Source organism: Spirillospora sp. NPDC048823, from assembly GCF_043198445.1.
Taxonomy (GTDB): domain Bacteria; phylum Actinomycetota; class Actinomycetes; order Streptosporangiales; family Streptosporangiaceae; genus Spirillospora.
Genome location: NZ_JBICUT010000004.1, coordinates 207,883 through 229,377 on the forward strand (window position 1 = coordinate 207,883; position 21,495 = coordinate 229,377).

A 21,495-nucleotide genomic window follows, 5' to 3' on the forward strand; every position below is an offset into this window, starting at 1 on the left:
GTTCTTCGGACCAACCCCGCCCCCCGGACGCCCAAGGGAGAAGATCGGTGCGACACGAACCGCCGCGAGGCCGCACGTACGGCAGGCAGGTAGCGGAGGGACGCACCGGGGGTCCGTCCCTCCGCGTGTTCTTCAGGTGCGGTCGATGACCGCGAAAACGACCTTGCCGCCGTTGCCGGCCAGGGGGCGGACGCCCCAGCGGCGGGAGAACTGGTCGACGATGAACAGGCCCCGGCCGACCTCGCTGACCATGTCCGCTTGCTGGACGTGGGGCAGGTCGCCGGTCGCGTCCTGGACCTCGATCCACAGCGCGTCGTCCGCGGTGCGGTCCAGCCGCAGGATCACGTCGCCGTCCTGCTCGGACGCATAGCGGAGCGCGTTGGTGACCAGCTCACTGGCCACCAGGCACGGCACGAAGTCGTCCATGCCCCACTGGCCGGTGACCAGCCGCACGAACTCCCGGACCTCCGCGACCATTCTGAGGTCCTGCTTCACCACCATCTCGTTCTCCGTCGCCGCCTGCCCCATGACCTCTCCTCACTGTGTGTGGCTTGCAGCACACAGTGCGCCATCTTCGGGTTACGATGTGCCTACCGCCCAGAGATGGCAAAGAGCGGTAGGTCAACCCCGGACCTCGACAGATGCCGCCGAGAGGCAGGATCCATGCCCCCGCGACGCCAACGCCCCCGCGAGTCGCCCGCCCTCGTCGCCTTCGGCCGTCAGATGCGCCGAATGCGGGAGGCCAAGGACGTCAAGCAGGAGACCATCGCTCATCTGGCGAAGGTGAGCGGCCCCCAGGTCAGCCGCATCGAGAGCGGGAAGAAGCGCGCCACACGGTCATTCGTGGTCGCCGTGGACGACTACCTGGAAGCGGGCGGCTCTCTCATCAGCCTGTGGGAGGACCTGAACAAGGACGGCCACCCGGTCCCGCTCTGGTTCGACTGGCCACAGGTCGAGGCCGACGCGGTAATGCTGGTCTGCTGGCAGCATTCGGTGATTCCCGGCCTGGCCCAGACTCCGGCCTACGCCTTGGCCCTGCTACGGGATAACCAAGAAGCGGCAGACGCTCGCATCAGTCGCCAAGCCATCCTCTCCGGGGACAAAGAGACCAACCCCCCAATCGTCGTGCTCCTGCTCGACGAACACGTGCTCCACAACCGCGTGGGAACCCCCGAGACGATGCGGGAACAACTCGAACACCTTCTAAAGCTGAGTTTGTTGCCCTACGTCACGGTTCAAGTAGTGTTGTCTAGTGCTGAGCACGAGGGCGTCCTAGGTGCCTTCGTGGTTGCGACGATGGAGGATCGGAGCGAGATCGCGTACATCGAGACAGCGATCCGAGGTATCACCACGGACAACCCGGCCGAGCTGTCCAGCCTGGCGCGAACCTTGTTCGAGCTCCGTTCTCAGGCACTCTCGCAGGAGATGTCGGGTGAACTGATCCGAAAGGTCATCCAGGAAAAATGGACCTGACAAACGCCAAGTGGCGCAAGAGCACGCACAGCGGGCCCAACGGCGGTGAGTGCGTCGAGCTGGCGGACGTGGCCGGTGCGGCGGTGGCGGTGCGGGACAGCAAGGACCCGGACGGCCCCGTCCTCCTACTGACCCGCGCGGCCCTGCGCACAGCCGTCCAGTCCGTCGCCGACGCCTACTGACCACTCGGCACCGATCATCACGCCGGGGCCGGCCGACCGGGCCGGTACCTCCTCTCCACTCTTCGGGCGTAGGTTGGCCGGGTGGATCGGGAGGTGTTCGCCGCGCGGTTCGCCGCATCGGCTCAGGCCGCGTGGCAGTTCGCCCAGTCGCTGGTCTCCGAGGAGCTGCCGGAGCCGCTGGTGTTCCGGGTGCGGCTCAACCAGTCCTACGACGGGCACGCACCACGACCCGGCGAGTTGCGGTTTCCGGAGGACAGCGCCCATCGCCGGGCTGCCGCGCTGAACAGATGCGACGCGGAAACCGTCGTGGCCGAATTGTGGCGCGACGGCCACGTCCCCGAATGGGTGAATGTCGGGGCGGTCAGCGAGACGGGCACGGCGACGGTCATCGAAGTCGTGTGTTGCGGGCGCTTCACGAATGACGATTCCCGTCTTTATCATTCCGAAGAAGGCGCACCACCATTTCACGTTCTGGGGCCGGCTCTGCCGCCTCGGCATGACGGCACCCCGTTCAGTATTCACACGCGTTCTGAGTGCTGGCATCGCTTCGACCTCGAACCTCTGGCGACCGCTTCCGGCGCGGTGTGGTCGTTCGCCCTGATGACCGAAGAGTTCGATGACCATCTGCTTTCCGCGTTGCCGGACCTGCCATGCGTTGAAATCTTCGAACATGGGGTGTGCACGATCGAGGGCGAAGCCATGTCGGCTTTCCTCCGATTCCCGAAACTGCGGATCCTGCGCCTGCATCTCAAGGAACCGAGCGTCTTCCACGCCGGCGCCAACGGCGGACGACTCGGCGCCCTCGCCGATCTGACGATTGCCGACCTTCCGCCGCGCCCGTGGGGTCAGGAAATGCTGGCCGAAGTCGCTCCCCACCTTACGAGCGTGAATCTCAGCGCGAAGGAAGCTCTCTGGTTGGACGCCGCCTTCTCTTCGTCTCTGCGCAGGGTGAGCCTTACGGCAGCCAATGTCGCCGGCTCGACGAGGCTGCCGGCGAAGCTGGACAACCTGACCATCCGTCTCACCGCCGCCGCCGATGAGGACGTGAAAACGCTACTCGGCGGCGTCACGCACATCACGTCGCTGAGTCTCCGAGGGACACCGGTCAGCGATGCGATCGTTCCGGTGGTCGAGCAGTACGACCTCGACCACCTCGACCTCGTCGATACACAGGTGACGGCCGCGAAGCTGGCCAGGTTCCGCGCCGACCATCCCGGGATCAGCGTGCTTCCGCGTGCCGGCCCTTCCAGGCCGACGGCCTGATGACCCGGCAGGCACCCGAGTTGTCCCTCACACCGGGCGGGACGATCCCAGACCGGCCCGCCGCCTGGCACGCCGTGCGAGGTAGGGCTCGTTCCGGGGCCGGTACGTGCGATCGCCGGATGGCCGCGTTTGGTCACCTCATATGGGAATCCGCGTTCAGGCGTGCGCGTTCTGCCGGCATCCGATGTCGGCGAAGCTGGGGTGGGGATGCGGCGAGCGAAGGTTCTGATCTGGTCCGGCGGGCTCGTCGCGGTGGTGGGATTCGCGGTGCTCGCGATGTACATGGCGTCGGTCGGCTGGGACAAGGCCGACAAGGTCGCCAGTGTGGTGAACCTGTTCGTGGCGCTGGCCGGGGTGCTCGTGGCGGTCTGGGGCGCCGTCGCGGCGGGCGGCGGAGGCGGCCTCCGGGTCGGGGGCTCCTACACGGACGTGCGCAAGGTCAAGGGATCGGTGGTGATCCGGCGCAGGTCCCGACCGGGGGCGCTTCCCGCGCCAGGACCGGGCACGGCGGTCGGCGGGAACTACGACCGGGTTTCGGGTGTCGACGGCCCGCTGCACATCAAGGACGAGCCCTGATGACGCGCCGGCGGCGCGGCAAGGATCGTCCCCCACCGGCGGGCGAGACGGGCACCGAGGTGGCCGGGCATCTGGTCAGGCTGGAGAAGATCAAGGGCGATGCCACGGTGATCTTCGAGGCGTCCCCCGGCAGCCCGCCGCCCGTCCCGCCCGGACAGCCCGTCTCCCGCCACGATCCGTTCGATCTGGAGGTACACCGGGCGATCGTCGTGGAGCCGGACCGGGACGTTCCGCCGCTGCCGCGCTACGTGCCTCGCCCGCACGACGAGGTGCTCCGCGACCGCGTCCGGGCGGCGAGCGCAGGGCGCAGCACGACGGCGATGCTGGTCGGCGAGTCGTCGACCGGCAAGACCCGGGCCGCGTGGGAGGCCGTGCAGGAACTGCCCGAGCCGTGGACGCTGTGGCACCCGACGGACCCGGACCGGCTCCTGGGCGGACTCGACGCCGTCGCCCCGCACACGGTCATCTGGTTGAACGACGCGCAGAACCTTCTTCTGACGCCCGGCGACGGCCTGGGCGAGAAGGCGGCGGCCGGGCTGCGCACGCTCGTCCGCGACCCGGATCGCGGGCCGGTGCTGATCCTCGGGACGATCTGGCCCGAGCCCTGGTACCGGCTCACCACGCCGGCCGTGACCGCGGACGGATCGGATCCGCACGCGCAGGCCCGCGCCCTGCTGCGGGGCGGCGACATCTCCGTACCCGCCGTGTTCTCCGAGCGGGATCTGCAGGCCCTGCGCTTGTTCGCACGCGAGGACGCGAGGCTCGCCGAGGCCGCCGCGCGTGCCGCGGACGGCCGGGTTCCCCAGTTCCTGGCCGGAGCCCCGGCCCTGCTGGAGCGCTACCGCAACGCGCCGCCGCCCGTGCGGGCGCTGATCGACGCGGCCATCGACGCCCGCCGCCTCGGGCACGGCGTGGATCTGCCGCGCGCGCTGCTGGCACATGCCGCCGCCGGATACCTGTCCGACGCCCAGCGCGACGGGCTGCCGGAGGACTGGGCCGACGCCGCGTTCGGCCACGCCTCGACGCCCCTGCACGGGATACGCGGCCCGCTGAGCAGGGTCTCTTCACCGGCGGACGGGGTGGAGACGTTCCGGCTCGCCGACTACCTGGAGCAGACGGGACTGGGCACCCGGCACGCGCTGCTGCCGCCCGCCCGGCTGTGGGAGGCGATCATCGATCACGCCGAGCCGGGAGAGCTGGCCTGGGTCGCCGACGCGGCCCGCAACCGGGGGCTCCTCGAACTCGCGGTGCGGCTGTACGCCAGGAGCGGCGGGCCCCTCTGGCAGTTCAAGGTGTCGAACCTGCTGCGCTCGGCCGGGCGGAACGAGGAGTCCGCCGCCTGGTGCCTGGCGGCCGCACGAGCCGGGATCCCCGAAGCCCGCGAGCGGCTGACCGAGATCCTCATGGACGCCGCCGACAAACTGGGATACCTCGGCCTCGCCGCCGCCCATGACATGGACTACTGGTACGGATTCGGGTTCACCCGAGACGAGCGCATCCTTCGTCTCTATGAGGCCGCGGGCGGCCACGCGATGCTGGACGAGATGCTGGCCGAACGACACGCCGCCCAGGCGGCGGCCGAGGCCGAGTCACCGGCCCCGGAGGCAGGGTTACGGTCGGCCGAGCTCGATTCATGGCCGTCCGATGTCGGCGGGGACGCCGGTGCGCCGCCCGGAGACGCTGACCGGGAGGCGCGGACTCCACGCAGGTGGGTGGCCGACCGCGTCAAGGCGGGCGACGACGAGACGCTCGACGACGCTGAACGCCTCCTGGTCGAGGCGGGACTTCTCACCGAGGACGACCCGGCGGCTTGGATGTCCGCGGCACGGGCGGTGTGCGCCACCGGCCGGCGGACGGTCGCGCTGCAACTGTTCCGGCGTGCCGCCGACCTCGGCGGCCAGAAGGCGTTCGAGGAGAGTGCCAGGCTGGTGCTGCTGGAGTACGGTTCGGCCGCCGTCCCGGAGTGGGTGCGGGACGTGGCCGAGGGCGGCAACCCTTACGCGAGCGCCGCGATGGCGGGGGGGCGGGCCAGGGCCGGGCGGTTCGAGGAGGCGCTGGACTGGTGGCTGGCGGCGCTCCGCGGAGGTCATCCGGATGCCCTGCCGCAGGTGGCCGCCACGCTGCGGAGGCTCGGCGACACCACGGCGCCTTCTCGGCCGGCGGACGACCCGGGGGCCGGTGAGGCGGCCGAGGTGCTCTGGGAGTCCGGGCGGCACGACGAGGCGCTGCTGTTGCTGCACGAGCGGGGGGCGGCTGGCGACCTGGAGGCGCTCCGGGTCGCCGCCGACCTGCTGGCCGAGGACGAACGCTGGGCGGAGGCCATGGCGCTGTTCCGCCAGATCGCCGAGTCCCAGGCGTCCGAGGAGACGACGAGGCTGGCCAGGCTGCTGGCCGACCGGAACATACCCGCCGAGGCTCTCGACCTCATCCGCCGGGAGGGCCCCGAAAGCAAGGGGCCGCTCAACGCGGCCGCGCGGCTCCTGAGAAAGAGCGGCCTGGTCGACGAAGCCGACCGGCTCGAACGCTACGGCTGGGACGTCGACGGGTCCATCGCCGAACCCTGGGACGCCTCCCCGCCCGCGGCGCCGGCGCGGCATCCGGAGTAGGGCCGCGAAATCGCCGTCGAGCACCGATCACCGTTGTCCCGGGCCGGTCGACGGGCGGGTTCGACGGTGATGCGGCCGGTGGCCTGATCGCTGTCGGTCTGCCCATGAAATGAGGCGTACGGCATGGTTCCCTCCTTTGCCGGGCGGACGTCGTTCTCCATCTGAGCTCACGCCCGCGGTCGGCGGCTCGTTGGCCACTGCCCGGCAATCCGCTGAACAATCGCGATCCGGACGCACGAGTCGAGACGGATCAGCGACCGGCGGCCGGGGCGCCGGCGGTGGTGGCGGTGGTGGCGAATCCGTGTTCGCGGGCGTAGTCCTCCAGTTGCGCGCGCAGCCGGTGGCGGCCCCGGTGAAGCCGGGACATGACCGTCCCCATCGGAACCCCGATGATCTCCGCGATCTCCTTGTAGGCGAAGCCTTCCACGTCGGCGAAGTAGACGGGTAGCCGGAACTCCTCCGGCAGGTCGGCCAGGGCCTGTTTCACCTCCGAATCGGGGAGGCGTTCAAGCGCGGTGGTCTCGGCCGACTTGAGGCCGGCCGGCGTGTGCGAGGCGGCCTCCGCCAGCTGCCAGTCCTCGATGTCCTCTCCCGCCGACTGGACGGGCCGCCGCTGCTTCTTGCGGTACTCGTTGATGAAGTTGTTGGTCAGGATGCGGTAGAGCCAGGCCCTTAAGTTGGTGCCTTCCTTGAACTGGCGGAACGAGGAGTAGGCCCTGGCGTAGGTGTCCTGGACGAGGTCCTCTGCATCGGCGGGGTTGCGGGTCATGCGCAGCGCGGCGGCGTACAGCTGGTCGAGATAGGGCACCGCGTCCCGTTCGAACCGCCTTCTCTCCCGGTCCGTGCCGGGGTCGGTCATGAACATCAGGGGGCTCCGCTCCTGCTCAGGTCTCCCCTTCTTCGGGCGAGCGCGCGCGAACGCCAGGACGACGGTCGCGGAACCTCGGATCGTCGGGGTTCTCGGCGAGTTCTTCGGCGAGTTCTTCGGCGACCTCGCGAGCGTCCTTGTCATCTCTGCTCATGACCGGGGGGCTACCCGAGCCGTCTCCGGATATCCCGGTGTCCGGGGTCAGGCGCGTGCGTCGCGTCCGCAGGAAGGTCCGTTCGGTGTCGTTGGCCGCCAGGGTGATCGCCTCGTCGTAGGCGGCGACGGCGTCGGCGGTGCGGCCGAGGCGGGTGAGCAGGTCGGCGCGGGTCGCGGGCAGCAGGCGGTAGCCGGGCAGGTCCAGCTTCTCGATGTCAGCCGGTCAGGAGGTGCTGCCGGCCGAACATGGCCGCGGCGGCCCGTGCGCTCGGCGTGCCCGCGTCGAGATCCGCGCCGGCCTCGCGGAGGACGGTGACGACGTCGTCCGCGCCCTTGAACAGTGCACCGGCGATGGGGGACTGGTCGCGCGCGTTGCGCAGATCCGGGTTCGCGCCGCGGTCGAGCAGGGCGCGGACCGTCTCCGCGTGCCCGTGGTAGGCGGCGAGCATGAGCAGTGTGTTCGCGTTCGGGTCGGCCGCGTCGACCGGGAGTCCATGGTCGATGAACTCGGCCAGTTGCCCGGTGTCGCCTTCCCTGGCGAAGTCCATGGCGATCGCGATGATGCGCTCGGTCTGCTCGTTCGTCAGTGTGGCGTCGCTCATGAGTGGTTCTTCCTGATCGCGTGTTCCCCGTCCCCGGCGTGATCGCGTGTCACGCCGGGGACGGGGGCGGGGCTCAGAGCCGGCCGGCCGCCAGCGCCTCGATCGCCTTGCGGACGCCCTCGCCGTAGGCGGGGTCGGCCTGGGTGCAGTTGGCGATGTGCCGCTCGACGGTCGCCTGCGAAGCGCCGTCGATCGCGCGGGCGGTGTTCTCGAAGAGCACCTGCTGCTGCTCGGGGCTCATGTTGCGGAACAGGATGCCGGGCTGCTCGAAGTAGTTGTCGTCGTCCTCGCGGAAGTTGAACCGGTCGGCGACGGCGCCCACGGCCTGGCTCGGCTCGCGGTAGGAGGGCTGCTCCTGCCAGCGGCCGTAGGAGTTCGGCTCGATGCCCGGGGTGGCGCCCTGGTTGCCGTCGACGCGCATGGCGCCGTCGCGGTGGTAGGAGTTCACCGGGTTCCTCGGCTGGTTGACCGGGATCTGGTGGTGGTTCACGCCGAGGCGGTACCGCTGGGCGTCACCGTAGGAGAACAGCCGGCCCTGCAGCATCTTGTCGGGGGAGAAACCGATGCCCGGCACCACGTTGGCGGGGGTGAAGGCGGCCTGCTCCACGTCCGCGAAGTAGTTGTCGGGGTTGCGGTTCAGCTCCCACTCGCCGACCTCGATCAGCGGGTAGTCCTTCTTCGACCAGACCTTGGTGAGGTCGAACGGGTGGTACCGGTACGTCTCGGCGTCGGCCTCCGGCATGATCTGGACGCACAGCTTCCACTTCGGGAAGTCGCCGTTCTCGATCGCGTTGAAGAGGTCGCGCTGGTGGGACTCGCGGTCCTTGCCGATCAGCGCCTCGGCCTCGGCATCGGTGAGGTTCTTGATGCCCTGCTGGGTGCGGTGGTGGAACTTCACCCAGAACCGCTCGCCCTCGGCGTTGACGAAGCTGTAGGTGTGCGATCCGAAGCCGTGCATGTGGCGGAGCGTCGCCGGGATGCCGCGGTCCGACATGACGATCGTGACCTGGTGCAGCGCCTCGGGCAGGTTCGTCCAGAAGTCCCAGTTGTTCTCCGCGTCGCGCATGTTGGTGCGCGGGTCGCGCTTCACGGCATGGTTGAGGTCGGGGAACTTCAGCGGGTCGCGGAAGAAGAACACCGGGGTGTTGTTGCCGACGAGGTCCCAGTTGCCCTCGTCGGTGTAGAACTTCAGCGCGAAGCCGCGGATGTCGCGCTCGGCGTCGGCCGCACCGCGCTCACCGGCGACGGTGGAGAAGCGCGCGAACATCTCGGTCTTCTTGCCGACCTCGGAGAAGATCTTCGCGTTGGTGTACCGGGTGATGTCGCCCGTCACCGTGAAGGTGCCGAACGCGCCGGAGCCCTTGGCGTGCATCCGCCGCTCGGGGATGACCTCGCGGTCGAAGTGAGCGAGCTTCTCCAGGAACCACACGTCCTGCAGGAGCATCGGACCGCGGGGACCGGCGGTCACCGAGTTCTGGTTGTCGGGAACCGGTGCGCCGGCGACCGTGGTCAGTGGTTTCTGGTTGTTCTCAGGCAAAGCTCGCTCCTTGGTGAGTTGCTCGTCGGGCTCATTCGCCGCGTGCCAGGCAGTCGGGACAGGTTCCCCAGTAGGTCACCTCGGCCTCGTCGAGGACGAATCCGCGCGGGTCTTCGGCGTCCAGGCAGGGCGCCTCGCCCACCGCGCACCTGACGTCCGCGATGGCGCCGCAGGTGCGGCACACGAGGTGGTGGTGGTTGTCGCCCACACGGGTCTCGAACCGGGCGGGCGAGCCGGCCGGTTCGATGCGGCGGACGAGGCCCGCGTCGGTGAGCGCGTGCAGGACGCCGTACACCGCCTGCGTGGACACCGAACCCAGCTCGCGGCGGACGGCCGTCGCGATGGTGTCGGTGTCCGCGTGGGGATTCTCCGCGACCATCGTCAGCACGGCGACCCTCGGACGGGTCACCCGCAGTGAGGCGCCCCGCAGGAGGGCAGTGGCATCGATGGTCGGCATGACCCCGACCATAGCCGCTTTTCTTGAATCATTCAATTAAACGAGGATTACTGGTTTGGAAGGTGGTCATTCGACGACGACCATCGCCCGGACCAGGACATCGCCACGAAAAAGTCTGATGTATTACTTGGTTGCATCCAGGCTTACCGGAGCGCGCCGCGGAGGGCGACGCCCGCCGCAATCACCGGCTTCTCCGGGGGCCGCCCCCACAGTGTCCGAGGTTTACTCCGGCTCCTCTGATGAGACCCCTGGTACAGGCGGGACGCGCCCCTCCGACCCGGGCGTCCCGATCGCGCTCTTCACCCCGGGGGAACATGATGTCTGATGTATGCTCGACCTGCTGTGAGTCCCGGTGGCGCGGAGTTCCCGACTCAAGAGACCAGCACCCTTTCGAAGGCCCGACCAGGGGGACGGCTACGTGTCCAGCACCAATGACAACACCTCCGGCGGCCGCTCCGGCACCGGGGCGGCGGCCGCCCTGCCGGTCAGCCGGCTGCGCCCCGCCTACCAGCAGGTCGCCGACCAGCTGCGGGAGCTGATCCTGGACGGGTCGCTCGCGCCGGGCGACCGCCTTCCGCCGGAGGGCGAGATCGGCGGCAACTTCGGGGTGAGCCGCAGCACGGTCCGCGAGGCGCTGCGCGTGCTGGCCTCCCAGGGGCTGGTCAAGACCGTCCGCGGCACCACGGGCGGCACGTTCGTCTCGCACATCGACCCCGACCAGATCAGCGACTTCCTGGAGGCCGGCATCGGGCTGATGTCGGGTTCGGCGGCGCTGCCGCTGGCGGCCATCCTCGAAGCCCGCGAGATGCTGGAGGTGCCCGCCACCGCCGTCGCCGCCGAGCGCCGCCAGCAGAAGCACCTCGACGCGCTGCGCGCCGCCATAGAGCGCGAGCAGCGGTCCCGCGGCCGGAGCATGAAGTTCCAGGAGCACCGGCACTTCCACGGGATCATCATGGAGGCGACCGGGAACGGGCTGCTCACCATGATGACGCAGCCGGTCTTCCACGTCCTGCGGAGCCGGTTCCTGAGCGCCGACGAGCCCACCGAGTTCTGGGCGCAGGTCGACGACCAGCACGAGCAGATCATCACCCTGCTCGAAGCGGGCGACGGCGAGGCGGCCAGCGCGGCCATGCGCGACCACCTGCGCTACATCCGCCCCGCCTACCACGAGAGCTGAGGTCGGGCCCAGGCGGGCGGACGGTTCTCGCGGTAGACGCGGAAGCCCTTCCTGGCCGTCGGAGTCCGGCGGGGTGACGTAGGCGACGAACTCCTCGATCTCGGGGGGACGACCGCCTCGGCGGCGGTGATCCACCGGCCGGTGAGAAAGATCTCCCTGGCCCGCCGGCGGCCGACGATCCGGGGCGGCCGCGCCGTGGAGCCGCCCGCGGGGATGACGCCGAACTCGGCGTGCGCGTCGGCACGGGCCCACCCTCCCGGACGGCGCCACGACCGTCCCGTCCTGATATATCTGATGTATCGACTCAGTCGAGTATCCGCAGCTCGCCGCCACTCGTCAACCACGGCTGGGTCATTACGCGAGGGTATGGGCCACAACCGGGGGAAGCCGGGAAGGTCACCACCTTGGACACCGGGCAGGCCGTGCCCTAATATCGATACGTCTGACTTTAACGAGACAGTGCGATCTGAGAGGACGGCCATGACGCTCAAGGACGGGTGGAAGGGACGGTTCTACGAGGACTTCCAGGTGGGCGACGTCTACCGGCATCCCCTCGGGCGCACGGTCACCGAGAGCGACAACACGTGGTTCACGCTGCTGACGATGAACACGAACCAGATGCACTTCAACGGCGAGTACGCCGCGAAGTCGGAGTTCGGCAGGCCGCTGGTCGTGTCCACGCTGACCGTCGCGATCGCGGTCGGGCAGAGCGTCATCGACACCACCCAGAACGCGTTCGCCAACCTCGGCTGGGAGGACATCACGATGTCCCACCCCGTCTTCGCCGGCGACACCCTGTTCAGCGAGTCGCTCGTACTGGACAAGCGCGAGTCGGCGAGCCGCCCGCACGCCGGCATCGTCACGATCCGCACCCGCACCCTCAACCAGGACGGCGACGAGGTCTGCACGTTCCGCCGCACGTTCCTCGTCTACAAGCGGGGCGCCGAGCCGCTGAACGACCTGTTCCCCGAAGGCAGGACGCCGCTGACCCTCGAAGCCGAGGAAGAGCGCGCATGAGGATCACCTTCGCTCCCTGGGGCGAGACGCTCGCGGAGCTGGCCGACGCGGCCCGCCGCGCCGAGGCCGCCGGCGCGGAGGCCGTCTGGGTACCGGAGCTGCACCGCAGCGCCACCGTCGCCGCCGCCGCGACCGCCGCCGCGACCGAACGGGCCCGGGTCGGCACCGGTATCGCGCTCGCGTTCACCCGCAGCCCCATGACCACCGCACTGGAGGCGCTGGACCTGGACGACATGTCCGGCGGCCGGTTCGTCCTCGGCCTCGGCAGCGGCGTCCAGCGGCTCAACGAGGACTGGCACAACGTCCCGTTCGGCAAGCCCGTCCGGCACATGCGGGAGGCCGTCCGCAACATCCGCGCCTTCTGGGAGACCTGCACCACCGGCGAGCCGATCGACCTGCCCGGCGACGAGGAGCCGATGCGCATCCGCGGCTACCAGCGTCCCTTCGCCGTGCGCCGGACCGGCATCCCCGTCTACATCGCCGCGATGGGCCCCGCCATGACCCGCCTCGCCGGGACGATCGGCGACGGCTGGATCAGCCACGAGCTGTGCTCTCCGCGCTACCTGGCCGAGCGGGTCATGCCGGAGCTGGAGACCGGGATCGGCCGCACGGAGGGCAAGCGGCGCGAGGACGTCGACGTCGTCGTCTCCGCGTGCTGCTCGGTCGCGGACGACCGCGCCACCGCGCTGCGCCGCGTGTCCGGGCTCGTCGGCTTCTACGCCAGCGTCCGCACCTACACCGACTTCTTCGCCTTCCACGGGCTGGCGGAGCAGCAGCAGGCCGTCATCGGCGCGTTCCGCAACGGCAGCGGCGCCGAACACCTCGGCGAGACGGTCTCCCCCGACATGATCGACGCGCTCACGATGGCGGGCGGACGCGACGAGGTCGCCGAACGCATCGCCGCGTACGAGGGCCTCGCCGACTCGGTGAAGCTCAGCCCGCCGACCCACGGCCTCAGCGCCGCCGAGACCCGCGCGGCCCAGGACGAACTCCTGGCGCTGCTGCCAGACCTCACAGGGAGCGCCTCGTGAAACCTCTGGAAGACGTCCGCATCATCGCCGTCGAGCAGTACGGCGCCGGACCGTTCGGCAGCGTCCACCTCGCCGACCTGGGCGCCCAGGTGATCAAGATCGAGGAGCCCCGGTCGGGCGGCGACGTCGGACGCTACGTCCCCCCGTACGGCGAGGGCGAGGACTCGCTGTTCTTCGAGACGTTCAACCGCAACAAGCGCAGCCTGTCCCTCGACCTGTCGACGGACGCGGGCCGCCGGGTCTTCGAGGACCTGGTGAAGGTGTCCGACGCCGTGTACTCCAACCTGCGCGGCGACGTCCCGAAGAAGATCGGCATCACCTACGACGACCTGAAGCACCTGAACCCGGCCATCGTGTGCTGCTCGCTCACCGGGTTCGGCATGACGGGGCCGCGCAGCAAGGAGCCGGGCTACGACTACGTCCTGCAGGGCCTCGCCGGCTGGATGGACCTGACCGGCGAACCGGACGGCCCGCCCACCAAGTCGGGGCTGTCGATGGTCGACTACTCCGGCGGGTTCGTCGCCGCCGTCTCGCTGCTGGCCGGACTGCACGCGGCGCGCCGCGACGGCGTCGGCATGGACTGCGACGTCAGCCTGTACGACACCGCGATCGGGCTGCTGACCTACCCGGCGACGTGGCACCTGAACGCCGGTTTCACGCCGGTGCGGACACGCCACTCGGCGCACCCGTCGCTGGTGCCGTTCCAGGCGTTCGAGGCGAGCGACGGCTGGTTCATCGTCGGCTGCGCGAAGGAGAAGTTCTGGACGCGGCTCGCCTCCGTCGTGGGCCACCCCGAGTGGGCCGAGCCCGAGTCCGGCTTCGGGTCGTTCGCCGACCGCGGACGCAACAGGGACACGCTGATCCCCCTCCTGGAGGACATCTTCCGGCGGCGCACCGTCGCCGGATGGCTGGCGGACCTGTACGCGGCGTCCATCCCCTGCGGCCCCATCAACGACGTCGAGCAGGCCATGCAGGAGGAGCACACCAAGGCGCGCGGGCTGCGGGTGACGACCGAGCACCCGCGCTTCGGGACGGTGGAGCAGCTCGCCTCCCCCGTCCGGGTGGGCCTCGAGCCGCCCGAGTACCGCCGGGCGCCGCAGCGCAACGAGGACTTCGACCTGGTGATACGCGAGATCGCCGGGTATGACGACGCCACGGTGGCGGAGCTGCGGGCAGGCGGCGCGTTCGGCGACGCCGCGGCGTCCGCCGAGACCACCGGGACGGAGCCGGAGGCGGCGTCGCGATGATCGCACGGGAGCTGGCCGCCTGGGCGCTCGGCCTCGCCGAGGTGCCCGGGCCGGTGAGCGCCGCCGCGACCCGGCACCTGCTGGACGGGTTCGGCACCGCGCTCGGCGCCCTCCGGACGGGCGCGGCGCTGCCCGCGACCGAGGTGGCGCGCGGCCTCGGCGGCCCGCCCGAGGCGGCCGTGCTCGGCACCGCCGAGCTGCTGTCCGCGCCCGCCGCGGCCCTCGCGAACGGCACGCTGGTGCACGCCCTCGACTTCGACGACACGCACGCGGGCGGTCTGGTGCACGCGACCGCGGTCGTGCTGCCCGCCGCGTTCGCCGTCGGCCAGCAGACCGGCGCCTCCGGGCGGGACATCCTGACGGCGGCGGTCGCCGGATACGAGACGGCCTGCCGGGTCGCCGCGGCCGCGCCGCACGGCTTCCACGCGCGCGGCCTGCACGCGACGATGGTCGCCGGGGTGTTCTCGTCCGCCCTGGTCAGCGCGCGGCTCCTCGGGCTGGACACCGGCCGGGCCGCGAACGCGCTCGGCATCGCGGGCAGCCAGGCGGGCGGCCTGCTCGCCTTCCTCGGCACCGGGGCGTCGACGAAGCAGCTCCACCCCGGGTTCGCGTCGCAGTCCGGGATCATCGCGGCGCGGCTGGCGGCGGCGGGCGCGACCGGGCCGGACACCGTCTTCGACGGCCCGCACGGCGTGTTCGACACCCTCTCGGCGCATCCCGCCGACGCCGCGTCCATCGTGGACGGGCTGGGGGAGCGCTGGGAGACCACCCGGATCGGGATCAAGCCGTACGCGGCATGCCAGCTCTCGCACGCCACGATCGGCGCGGTCCTGGACGCGATGGAGCGCGAGCGGTTCGGCCCGGACGACGTCGTGAGCGTCCACGCCCGGGTCCACCCGGACTCGGCGCCGGTCGTCTGCGACACCGCGCGCGACCTGACCCGTCCCGCGAGCCCGTACGCGGCGAAGTTCTCACTGCCGTGGACGGTCGCGGCGCTGATCGCCGACGGCGGGCTGACGCTGGAGACCTTCGCGGCGGACTCGATCGCCAGGCCCGAGGTGACCCGGCTCGCGGCCCGCGTCCGCTGGGACGTCGCCGGCGTCCCCGGCGTGGCCGCCGCCGACGCGTCCGGCCAGGTCACGATCACGCTCGCCGGCGGCCGGGAGGTCACCGGGTCGGTGCCGCGCAGCGAGGGCGGCGGCGACCGCCCGCTCGGCCGCGCGTCGCTGCTCGCCAAGTTCCAGGGCAACGCCGGCGTCCCGGCGGCGGAGGCGGAGGAGTTCGCGGGCGTCGTCGAGACGCTCGGCGGGCAGCCGGACGCCGCCGCCGTCATGCGGGCCGCCGCGCGGCTCGCCCAGCTCACCCACAGTGCGCAGGAGAAGGAATGACACTGCAAGCGATCAAGCCCGCCGAGTTCCCGTGGTTCCCCTACGAGGGGTTCACGTTCTGCCTCGGCCTGTCCGAGGACGGCGGCGCGTGGTCGTCCGGGCACACCTCCGCCGCGCACGACGCGGCGGCCGGGAAGATGACCGTTTCGGGGACGATGGCCGAGCAGGCCCCCACCGCCTACGCGAAGGTCATGGCGATCATGGAGGCGGCCGGGTACGGCCCCGGTGACGTCGTGCACGTGACGGAGAACGTCACGGTCGCCGGGCTGGCCGACTACGAGGCCGCCGCGGCGGCCCGCGAGGAGGTCTTCGGCGCGCACGAGCCGACGGTGGCGACCGTGGTCGTGGAGCGGCTCGTCCGGTCCGCCGCGCTGCTGGAGGTCGAGGTGCACGCCGTGCGGGGCGGCGGCGCGGAGCTGCTCGCGGCCGGCGAGCGGCGCGAGGCCGGGACGTGGGTGCCCGCGCCGGTCCGCGAAGGCCACGACGGCACCGTGCACCTGCCGACCATGGTCCCGGTGGACGCGTCCGGCGACATCGTCAGCCCCGGCGACCTCGCCGGCCAGTACGCCTACTGCCTCGACCAGGCGGACGTGCTGCTCCGCAAGGCCGGCCTGTCGCTCGACAACGCGGTCACGACCTACGACTACTCGACGCCGGAGACCCGGGAGGTGTACCGCAGGACCCACCGCGTCCGGAAGGAGCGGCTCGGCGGCGCGGGCGTGTACCCGGGCGCGGGCGGCATCCTGATGAGCCGGCTGCACCACCCCGAGGCGCTCGTCGCGATCGACGTCACGGCGTCGCGGCATCCGCTGGAGCCGGTCAACCCGGGCTGGTCCCGGTACGACACGCTGACCTACGCGCCGGGCGTCCGGGCGGGCCGGACGCTGTTCATGTCGGGGTTCGCGGCGCTCGACATGACGACGCAGGAGGCGCTGCACCCGGGCGACATCGGCGCGCAGGCCGAGGCGACCTACGGCTCGGTCCTGCACCTGCTGGACCACGCGGGCCTCGGCCCGGCGGACCTGCTCTCGACCATCGAGTTCTGCGTCGAGTCGGCGCTGCGGGACTACCGCGCGGTCGCGCCCGTCCGGGAACGGCTGCTGTCGCCGCCGTGGCCCGCGTCGACCGGCGCGATCTGCAAGGCGCTGCTGCGTCCCGAGTTCCTGCTGGAGGTGTTCCCGACGGCCCTCTACCCGGAGGGCGCCCCGACCACGAGGACGCCGACCACGGGGACGCCGACCACGGGGACGCCGACCACTGGGACGCCGACCACGGGCGACGCGGCCACGGGGGACGCGTCATGACGCTGCTCACCGACGACATCCGCGCGCTCGTCGGCCGGACCAAGGCCTACACCGCGCCCGAGCCGATGGGAGCCGCCGCCGGCCGCTACTTCGGCCTCGCGATCGGCGACCACAACCCGCTGTACTCCGACCCCGGGTACGCGCGGGCGCAGGGCCTCCCCGACGTGACCGCACCGCCGACGCTGATCTGCGAGACGAACCAGTACACGAACCTGCCCGTCGGGCCGGACGGCGACTCGGGCCACAACTGGGGCATCGAGATCCCCGGAACGCGGCGGGTGCGCGGCGGCAACCGCTACGTCTTCCACCGCCGCATCCTGCCGTCCGACATCGTCACCGCCACCTGGGAGATCACCGACGTGGCCGGCAAGACGAACCGCGCGGGCGCGGAGATGCTGATCGTCACGTCGCGGGCGACGTACACGCAGCAGGACGGCGAGACGCTCGCGGAGAACGAGGAGACCGTCATTTTCGTTTCGCTGGAGGCCCGGGCATGACGGCCGCACAGGCAGCGCACAAGGCGGGGGACGCCGTGCCGCCGCTGGAGCGCCGCATCGGGCTCCCCGACATGATCGCCTACGCGGGCGCCACCTGGGACTGGTACCGGCTGCACTACGACACCGAGTTCGTGAAGGCGTCGAAGCTGCCCGGCGTGGTCGTCGACGGCCAGGTGTTCGGCGCGCTGCTGGTCGAGCAGATCCAGGACTGGCTCGGGCCGAAGTGCTTCGTCCGCACGCTGGAGTTCGGCTTCAAGGCGCTGGTGTTCGCTGAGGAGACCGTCCGCTGCGAGGGGACGGTCACCGAGGCGGGCGACGGCTTCGTGGACCTCGACCTGCGGGTGGTCGTCGTCGGCGACGGCGGCGAAGCCGACCGCGTCGCCGTCGCGCCCGCCCGCGCCCGCGTCCTGCTCGGCGGCGCCGACGGGCCCGGCGCGGCGGAGGCGCCATGAGCACGGGTGTCGCGATCGCCGGCGCCGCCGAGTGCGACCTCGGGGTGACGAACCGGTCGATCCTCGGCCTCCAGGCGCAGGCGGTCTCGCGGGCGCTGGACGACGCGGGCCTCGGCCTGCGCGACGTCGACGGCATCGCCACGACCGGGGTGTCCCGGTTCTCGGCGACGCAGCTCGCCGACTACTTCGGGCTCCAGCCGCGCTGGACGGACTCGACGTTCGCGGGCGGCTCGGCGTTCGAGATGTTCGTCGCCCGCGCCACCCAGGCCATCCAGGCCGGGCAGGCCGAGACGATCGTGATCAGCTTCGCGTCCGACCAGCGGTCGGCCCGGTCCCGCTCGCTCGGCGGCGTCGTCGAGGACCACACGCCCGAAGCGCAGTTCGAGACGCCGTACGGGCCGCTGTACCCGCTGTCGTACTACGCGATGGCGGCGCAGCGGTACCTGCACACCTACGGCGCGACGCGCGAGCGGCTCGCCGAGATCGCCGTGGCCGCACGCGAATGGGCGCTGCTGAACCCGGTGGCGTTCCGGCACGGCAAGGGCCCGCTCACCGCGGCCGACGTGACCGGCTCCGCGATGATCTCCAGTCCGCTGACCGCGCTGGACTGCTGCCTGGTCACCGACGGCGGCGGCGCGATCGTCCTGACGTCCCTCGAACGGGCCCGGGACCTGCGCCGCACGCCCGTCGAGGTGCTCGGGTACGGCGAACGGACGACCAACACGTCGATGACCGCCGTACCCGACCTGACCGCCACGGGCGCCGCCGGCTCCGGCGCCGACGCGTTCGCCCGCGCGGGCGTCACCCCGGCCGACATCGACGTCGTGCAGGTGTACGACTCGTTCACGATCACGGTCGCGCTGACGCTGGAGGGGCTCGGCTTCTGCGGACGCGGCGAGGCCCTCGACTGGATCGCCGGCGGCCGGATCAGGCCCGGCGGCGACGTCCCGCTCAACACCTCGGGCGGCGGCCTGTCCTACTGCCATCCGGGCCAGTTCGGGATTCTGCTGCTCGTCGAGGCGGTGCGGCAGCTGCGCGGCGACGCCGGCGACCGGCAGGTCCCGGACGCGCGGCTCGCCGTCGCGCACGGCACCGGCGGGATCCTCTCGACGCACGCCACGGTGGTCCTGGGGGTGGACCGATGACCGATGCCTTCGAACCCGGCGTCCCCGAGCCCGACGAGGTCACGGCCCCCTGGTGGGACGCGACGCGGAAGCACCGCCTCGTCCTGCAGACCTGTACGCGCTGCGTCCGGGAGAGGCGGCCCGCCGCACAGCATCCGCCGCGCGCGCTCTGCGTCCGCTGCGGGTCGGACGAACTGGACTGGGTCGGGTCCGGCGGCGCCGGCGTCGTCGACTCCTTCACGGTCGTGCACCGCGCCCCGCGGCCGGACCTCGCCGTCCCCTACGTCATCGCGCGTGTGCGCCTGGCCGAGGGGGTCGTCCTCCTCACCCGGCTCCAGGGGCGGGAACCGGACGGCTGGCACATCGACGACAAGGTCCAGGTCACCTGGGTCGGTCTTGACGACGGGCGGGCGCTCCCCGTGTTCGTCCCGGAGAAAGGCGGCAGCTGAGTGGATTTCCAGCTGAACGAGGACCAGCGCGAGTTCCGCGCCGTCCTGCGCGACTTCGTCGACAAAGAGATCATCCCGGTGGCGCGCGACTGGGAGCAGTCCGGCCGCTACCCCACCGAGATCGTCAAGGGCATGCGGGACATGGGCCTGTTCGGGATCACCGTCCCGGAGGAGTACGGCGGCCTCGACCTCGACCCCGTCTCGTTCGCGCTCGTCTTCGAGGAGATCGCGCACGGCTGGATGGGCATCGCCGGCATCCTCGGCAGCCACTCCCTCGCCTGCCGCATGATCGCGATGCACGGCACCGACGAGCAGAAGCGCACGTACCTTCCGGACCTGGCCACCGGCAAGCGCCGCACCGGCATCGGCCTCACCGAGCCGGACGCGGGCACCGACCTCCAGGGCATCCGCACCACGGCCCGGCTGGACGGCGACCACTACGTCGTCACCGGGTCCAAGATGTGGATCACCAACGCCCGGCACGCGGACCCGCTGCCGGTGCTGGTGAAGACCGACCCGTCCGCGTCCCCGGCGCACAAGGGCATGAGCATCCTGCTCGTGGACGCCGGCACCGAGGGCTACCAGATCACCAAGGACATCCCGAAGCTCGGCTACAAGGGCACCGAGTCGTGCGAGATCGTCCTGGACGGCGTGCGGGTGCCGAAGGAGAACCTGCTCGGCGGCGTCGAGGGCAAGGGCATGCAGCACGCGCTGTCCGCGCTGGAGTGGGGCCGGGTCAACATCGCCGCGCGGTCGGTCGGCATCGCGCAGCGCGCCCACGACGAGGCGCTCGCCTACGCGGGGCAGCGCAAGGCGTTCGGGCAGACCATCGGCGAGTTCCAGGCCGTCCAGCTCCAGCTCGCCAGCGTCGCGACGCAGCTTCAGGCGGCGCGGCTGATGGCGTACTTCGCGGCGGACGCGGTCCGGCGGGGCCGCGCCGACGGGCAGACCGGGATGGCGAAGATCTTCTGCTCGGAGGTCGCCCTCCAGGCCTCGATCGAGGCCATGAAGGTGCACGGCGGCTACGGCTACTCCACCGAGTACGAGGTGGAGCGGCTGTACCGCGACGCGATCCTGATGAGCATCGGGGAGGGCACGAACGACGTCCTGCGGACGGTCGTGGCCAAGTCGCTGCTGCGCGGCGAAACGGTCGTGCGGTGAGCACCGGGCGGCTGCCGCGCAGCTACCTGTACGTCCCGGGGAACGCCCCGGACAAGCTCGGCAAGGCGCTGGCGCGCGGCGCCGACGCCCTGATCGTCGACCTTGAGGACGCCGTCCCGCCGGGCGGCAAGGACGCGGCGCGGCGCGCGGTCGCCGGCTGGCTGCGCTCCGGCCTGAGGACGGGCGGCGCCGAGCTGTGGGTCCGCGTCAACGGCGGCGAGACGGGGGAGGAGGACGTCCGGACGCTCGCCGGGATCCCCGCGCTGACCGGCCTCGTCCTCGCCAAGTCCGAGGACGCCGCGCACGTCGCGGCGGCCGCCGGGCTGCTGGCCGCCCTCGGCGACGTGACGACCCTGCTGATGCCGCTGCTGGAGACCGCGGGGGCGATCCTGGACGTGCGGGACATCGCCGGCGCGCCCAGGGTCCACCGGCTCCAGATCGGCGAGGTCGACCTCGCCGCCGACGCCGGCCTGGACCCGGGACCGGACGAGGCGGAGCTGGCGTTCGCCCGCGGCATGACCGTCATGGCGAGCGCCGCCGCCGGGCTCCACCCGCCGGTCGGGCCGGTCTCGGTGATCACGTCCGACGCCGAGGCGCTGGCACGGTCCACCGACCGGGTCCGGCGGCAGGGCTTCGTGGGGCGGGCGTGCATCCATCCCGCGCAGATACCGGTCGTCCACGAGGTGTTCACGCCGTCGGCGGCGGAGGTCGCGCGGGCCGAGGACGTCCTGGCGAGGTACAAGGCCGCCGCCGCGGCGGGATCGGGCGTCGTCCTGGACGCCGATGGACGCCTCATCGACGCGGCCGTCATCCGCACCCTCCTCACCACCCTCGCCCGCTCAGGTCAGGACCGGTAAGGGACGCCTATCGCTACGCTCAGGCACCATTCGCTTCTCATCTGTCGCACTGGTGCACTAGAGTCCCGTGC

23 protein-coding genes are annotated in these 21,495 nt (G+C 71.4%); 17 read left to right on the plus strand and 6 right to left on the minus strand.

Annotated elements, in window-relative coordinates:
• Positions 1-132: 132 nt before the first annotated feature.
• Complete coding sequence (locus ACGFK0_RS11880; RefSeq protein ID WP_392903376.1) at positions 133-528, minus strand: ATP-binding protein; 396 nt, start codon at positions 526-528, stop codon at positions 133-135.
• Between the two features lie 135 nt (positions 529-663).
• Between ACGFK0_RS11880 and ACGFK0_RS11885 the strand changes: the two genes are divergently transcribed.
• From ACGFK0_RS11885 to ACGFK0_RS11905, 5 genes are all read left to right on the plus strand, one after another.
• Positions 664-1,473, plus strand: a complete 810-nt coding sequence (locus tag ACGFK0_RS11885) for a helix-turn-helix domain-containing protein (protein ID WP_392903378.1) — start codon at positions 664-666, stop codon at positions 1,471-1,473.
• On the plus strand, positions 1,464-1,655 hold the full coding sequence (locus ACGFK0_RS11890; protein ID WP_392903380.1) for a DUF397 domain-containing protein: 192 nt from the start codon (positions 1,464-1,466) through the stop codon (positions 1,653-1,655). Before ACGFK0_RS11885 ends, ACGFK0_RS11890 begins: the two co-directional genes overlap by 10 nt.
• A gap of 81 nt (positions 1,656-1,736) precedes the next feature.
• Complete coding sequence (locus tag ACGFK0_RS11895) at positions 1,737-2,918, plus strand: hypothetical protein (RefSeq protein WP_392903382.1); 1,182 nt, start codon at positions 1,737-1,739, stop codon at positions 2,916-2,918.
• A 207-nt stretch (positions 2,919-3,125) separates the two neighbouring features.
• Positions 3,126-3,494 carry a hypothetical protein gene (locus ACGFK0_RS11900; protein WP_392903384.1) on the plus strand — a complete coding sequence of 123 codons (369 nt, stop codon included), beginning with the start codon at positions 3,126-3,128 and terminating at the stop codon, positions 3,492-3,494.
• The gene (locus ACGFK0_RS11905; protein WP_392903388.1) at positions 3,494-6,100 is read left to right on the plus strand and encodes a tetratricopeptide repeat protein; all 2,607 of its coding nucleotides are present in this window, start codon (positions 3,494-3,496) and stop codon (positions 6,098-6,100) included. The genes ACGFK0_RS11900 and ACGFK0_RS11905 overlap by 1 nt, the downstream gene beginning before the upstream one ends.
• 250 nt (positions 6,101-6,350) lie before the next feature.
• On the opposite strand, the gene ACGFK0_RS11910 is transcribed toward ACGFK0_RS11905, so the two are convergent.
• The 5 genes from ACGFK0_RS11910 to ACGFK0_RS11930 all read right to left on the minus strand — a co-directional run bounded on the left by ACGFK0_RS11910 (position 6,351) and on the right by ACGFK0_RS11930 (position 9,720).
• Positions 6,351-6,959 carry a sigma-70 family RNA polymerase sigma factor gene (locus ACGFK0_RS11910; protein ID WP_392904044.1) on the minus strand — a complete coding sequence of 203 codons (609 nt, stop codon included), beginning with the start codon at positions 6,957-6,959 and terminating at the stop codon, positions 6,351-6,353.
• Positions 6,960-6,984: 25 nt separating this feature from the next.
• A complete protein-coding gene (locus ACGFK0_RS11915; RefSeq protein ID WP_392903391.1) occupies positions 6,985-7,122 on the minus strand; it encodes a hypothetical protein in 138 nt (45 codons plus the stop codon).
• A 217-nt stretch (positions 7,123-7,339) separates the two neighbouring features.
• On the minus strand, positions 7,340-7,726 hold the full coding sequence (locus ACGFK0_RS11920; RefSeq protein WP_392903393.1) for an ankyrin repeat domain-containing protein: 387 nt from the start codon (positions 7,724-7,726) through the stop codon (positions 7,340-7,342).
• 73 nt (positions 7,727-7,799) lie between these two features.
• The gene (locus tag ACGFK0_RS11925) at positions 7,800-9,263 is read right to left on the minus strand and encodes a catalase (RefSeq protein WP_392903396.1); all 1,464 of its coding nucleotides are present in this window, start codon (positions 9,261-9,263) and stop codon (positions 7,800-7,802) included.
• A gap of 31 nt (positions 9,264-9,294) precedes the next feature.
• Complete coding sequence (locus tag ACGFK0_RS11930; RefSeq protein WP_392903399.1) at positions 9,295-9,720, minus strand: Fur family transcriptional regulator; 426 nt, start codon at positions 9,718-9,720, stop codon at positions 9,295-9,297.
• Between the two features lie 418 nt (positions 9,721-10,138).
• Between ACGFK0_RS11930 and ACGFK0_RS11935 the strand changes: the two genes are divergently transcribed.
• From ACGFK0_RS11935 to ACGFK0_RS11990, 12 genes are all read left to right on the plus strand, one after another.
• Positions 10,139-10,897, plus strand: coding sequence for a FadR/GntR family transcriptional regulator (locus ACGFK0_RS11935; protein WP_392903402.1), 759 nt, complete (start codon positions 10,139-10,141; stop codon positions 10,895-10,897).
• Between the two features lie 480 nt (positions 10,898-11,377).
• The gene (locus ACGFK0_RS11940) at positions 11,378-11,914 is read left to right on the plus strand and encodes a MaoC family dehydratase (protein WP_392903404.1); all 537 of its coding nucleotides are present in this window, start codon (positions 11,378-11,380) and stop codon (positions 11,912-11,914) included.
• Positions 11,911-12,945, plus strand: a complete 1,035-nt coding sequence (locus ACGFK0_RS11945; protein WP_392903406.1) for an LLM class flavin-dependent oxidoreductase — start codon at positions 11,911-11,913, stop codon at positions 12,943-12,945. The genes ACGFK0_RS11940 and ACGFK0_RS11945 overlap by 4 nt, the downstream gene beginning before the upstream one ends.
• Positions 12,942-14,192, plus strand: coding sequence for a CaiB/BaiF CoA transferase family protein (locus ACGFK0_RS11950; RefSeq protein WP_392903408.1), 1,251 nt, complete (start codon positions 12,942-12,944; stop codon positions 14,190-14,192). Before ACGFK0_RS11945 ends, ACGFK0_RS11950 begins: the two co-directional genes overlap by 4 nt.
• Positions 14,189-15,580, plus strand: coding sequence for an MmgE/PrpD family protein (locus tag ACGFK0_RS11955; RefSeq protein WP_392903411.1), 1,392 nt, complete (start codon positions 14,189-14,191; stop codon positions 15,578-15,580). The genes ACGFK0_RS11950 and ACGFK0_RS11955 overlap by 4 nt, the downstream gene beginning before the upstream one ends.
• Positions 15,577-16,884 carry a RidA family protein gene (locus tag ACGFK0_RS11960; protein WP_392903413.1) on the plus strand — a complete coding sequence of 436 codons (1,308 nt, stop codon included), beginning with the start codon at positions 15,577-15,579 and terminating at the stop codon, positions 16,882-16,884. Before ACGFK0_RS11955 ends, ACGFK0_RS11960 begins: the two co-directional genes overlap by 4 nt.
• The gene (locus tag ACGFK0_RS11965; RefSeq protein ID WP_392903416.1) at positions 16,881-17,381 is read left to right on the plus strand and encodes a MaoC family dehydratase N-terminal domain-containing protein; all 501 of its coding nucleotides are present in this window, start codon (positions 16,881-16,883) and stop codon (positions 17,379-17,381) included. The genes ACGFK0_RS11960 and ACGFK0_RS11965 overlap by 4 nt, the downstream gene beginning before the upstream one ends.
• Positions 17,378-17,833 carry a MaoC/PaaZ C-terminal domain-containing protein gene (locus tag ACGFK0_RS11970; RefSeq protein ID WP_392903419.1) on the plus strand — a complete coding sequence of 152 codons (456 nt, stop codon included), beginning with the start codon at positions 17,378-17,380 and terminating at the stop codon, positions 17,831-17,833. Before ACGFK0_RS11965 ends, ACGFK0_RS11970 begins: the two co-directional genes overlap by 4 nt.
• On the plus strand, positions 17,830-18,978 hold the full coding sequence (locus ACGFK0_RS11975) for an acetyl-CoA acetyltransferase (protein WP_392903422.1): 1,149 nt from the start codon (positions 17,830-17,832) through the stop codon (positions 18,976-18,978). Before ACGFK0_RS11970 ends, ACGFK0_RS11975 begins: the two co-directional genes overlap by 4 nt.
• The gene (locus ACGFK0_RS11980; protein WP_392903424.1) at positions 18,975-19,406 is read left to right on the plus strand and encodes a Zn-ribbon domain-containing OB-fold protein; all 432 of its coding nucleotides are present in this window, start codon (positions 18,975-18,977) and stop codon (positions 19,404-19,406) included. The genes ACGFK0_RS11975 and ACGFK0_RS11980 overlap by 4 nt, the downstream gene beginning before the upstream one ends.
• A complete protein-coding gene (locus ACGFK0_RS11985; protein WP_392903426.1) occupies positions 19,407-20,567 on the plus strand; it encodes an acyl-CoA dehydrogenase family protein in 1,161 nt (386 codons plus the stop codon).
• On the plus strand, positions 20,564-21,424 hold the full coding sequence (locus ACGFK0_RS11990) for an HpcH/HpaI aldolase/citrate lyase family protein (protein WP_392903429.1): 861 nt from the start codon (positions 20,564-20,566) through the stop codon (positions 21,422-21,424). Before ACGFK0_RS11985 ends, ACGFK0_RS11990 begins: the two co-directional genes overlap by 4 nt.
• Positions 21,425-21,495 lie beyond the last annotated feature (71 nt).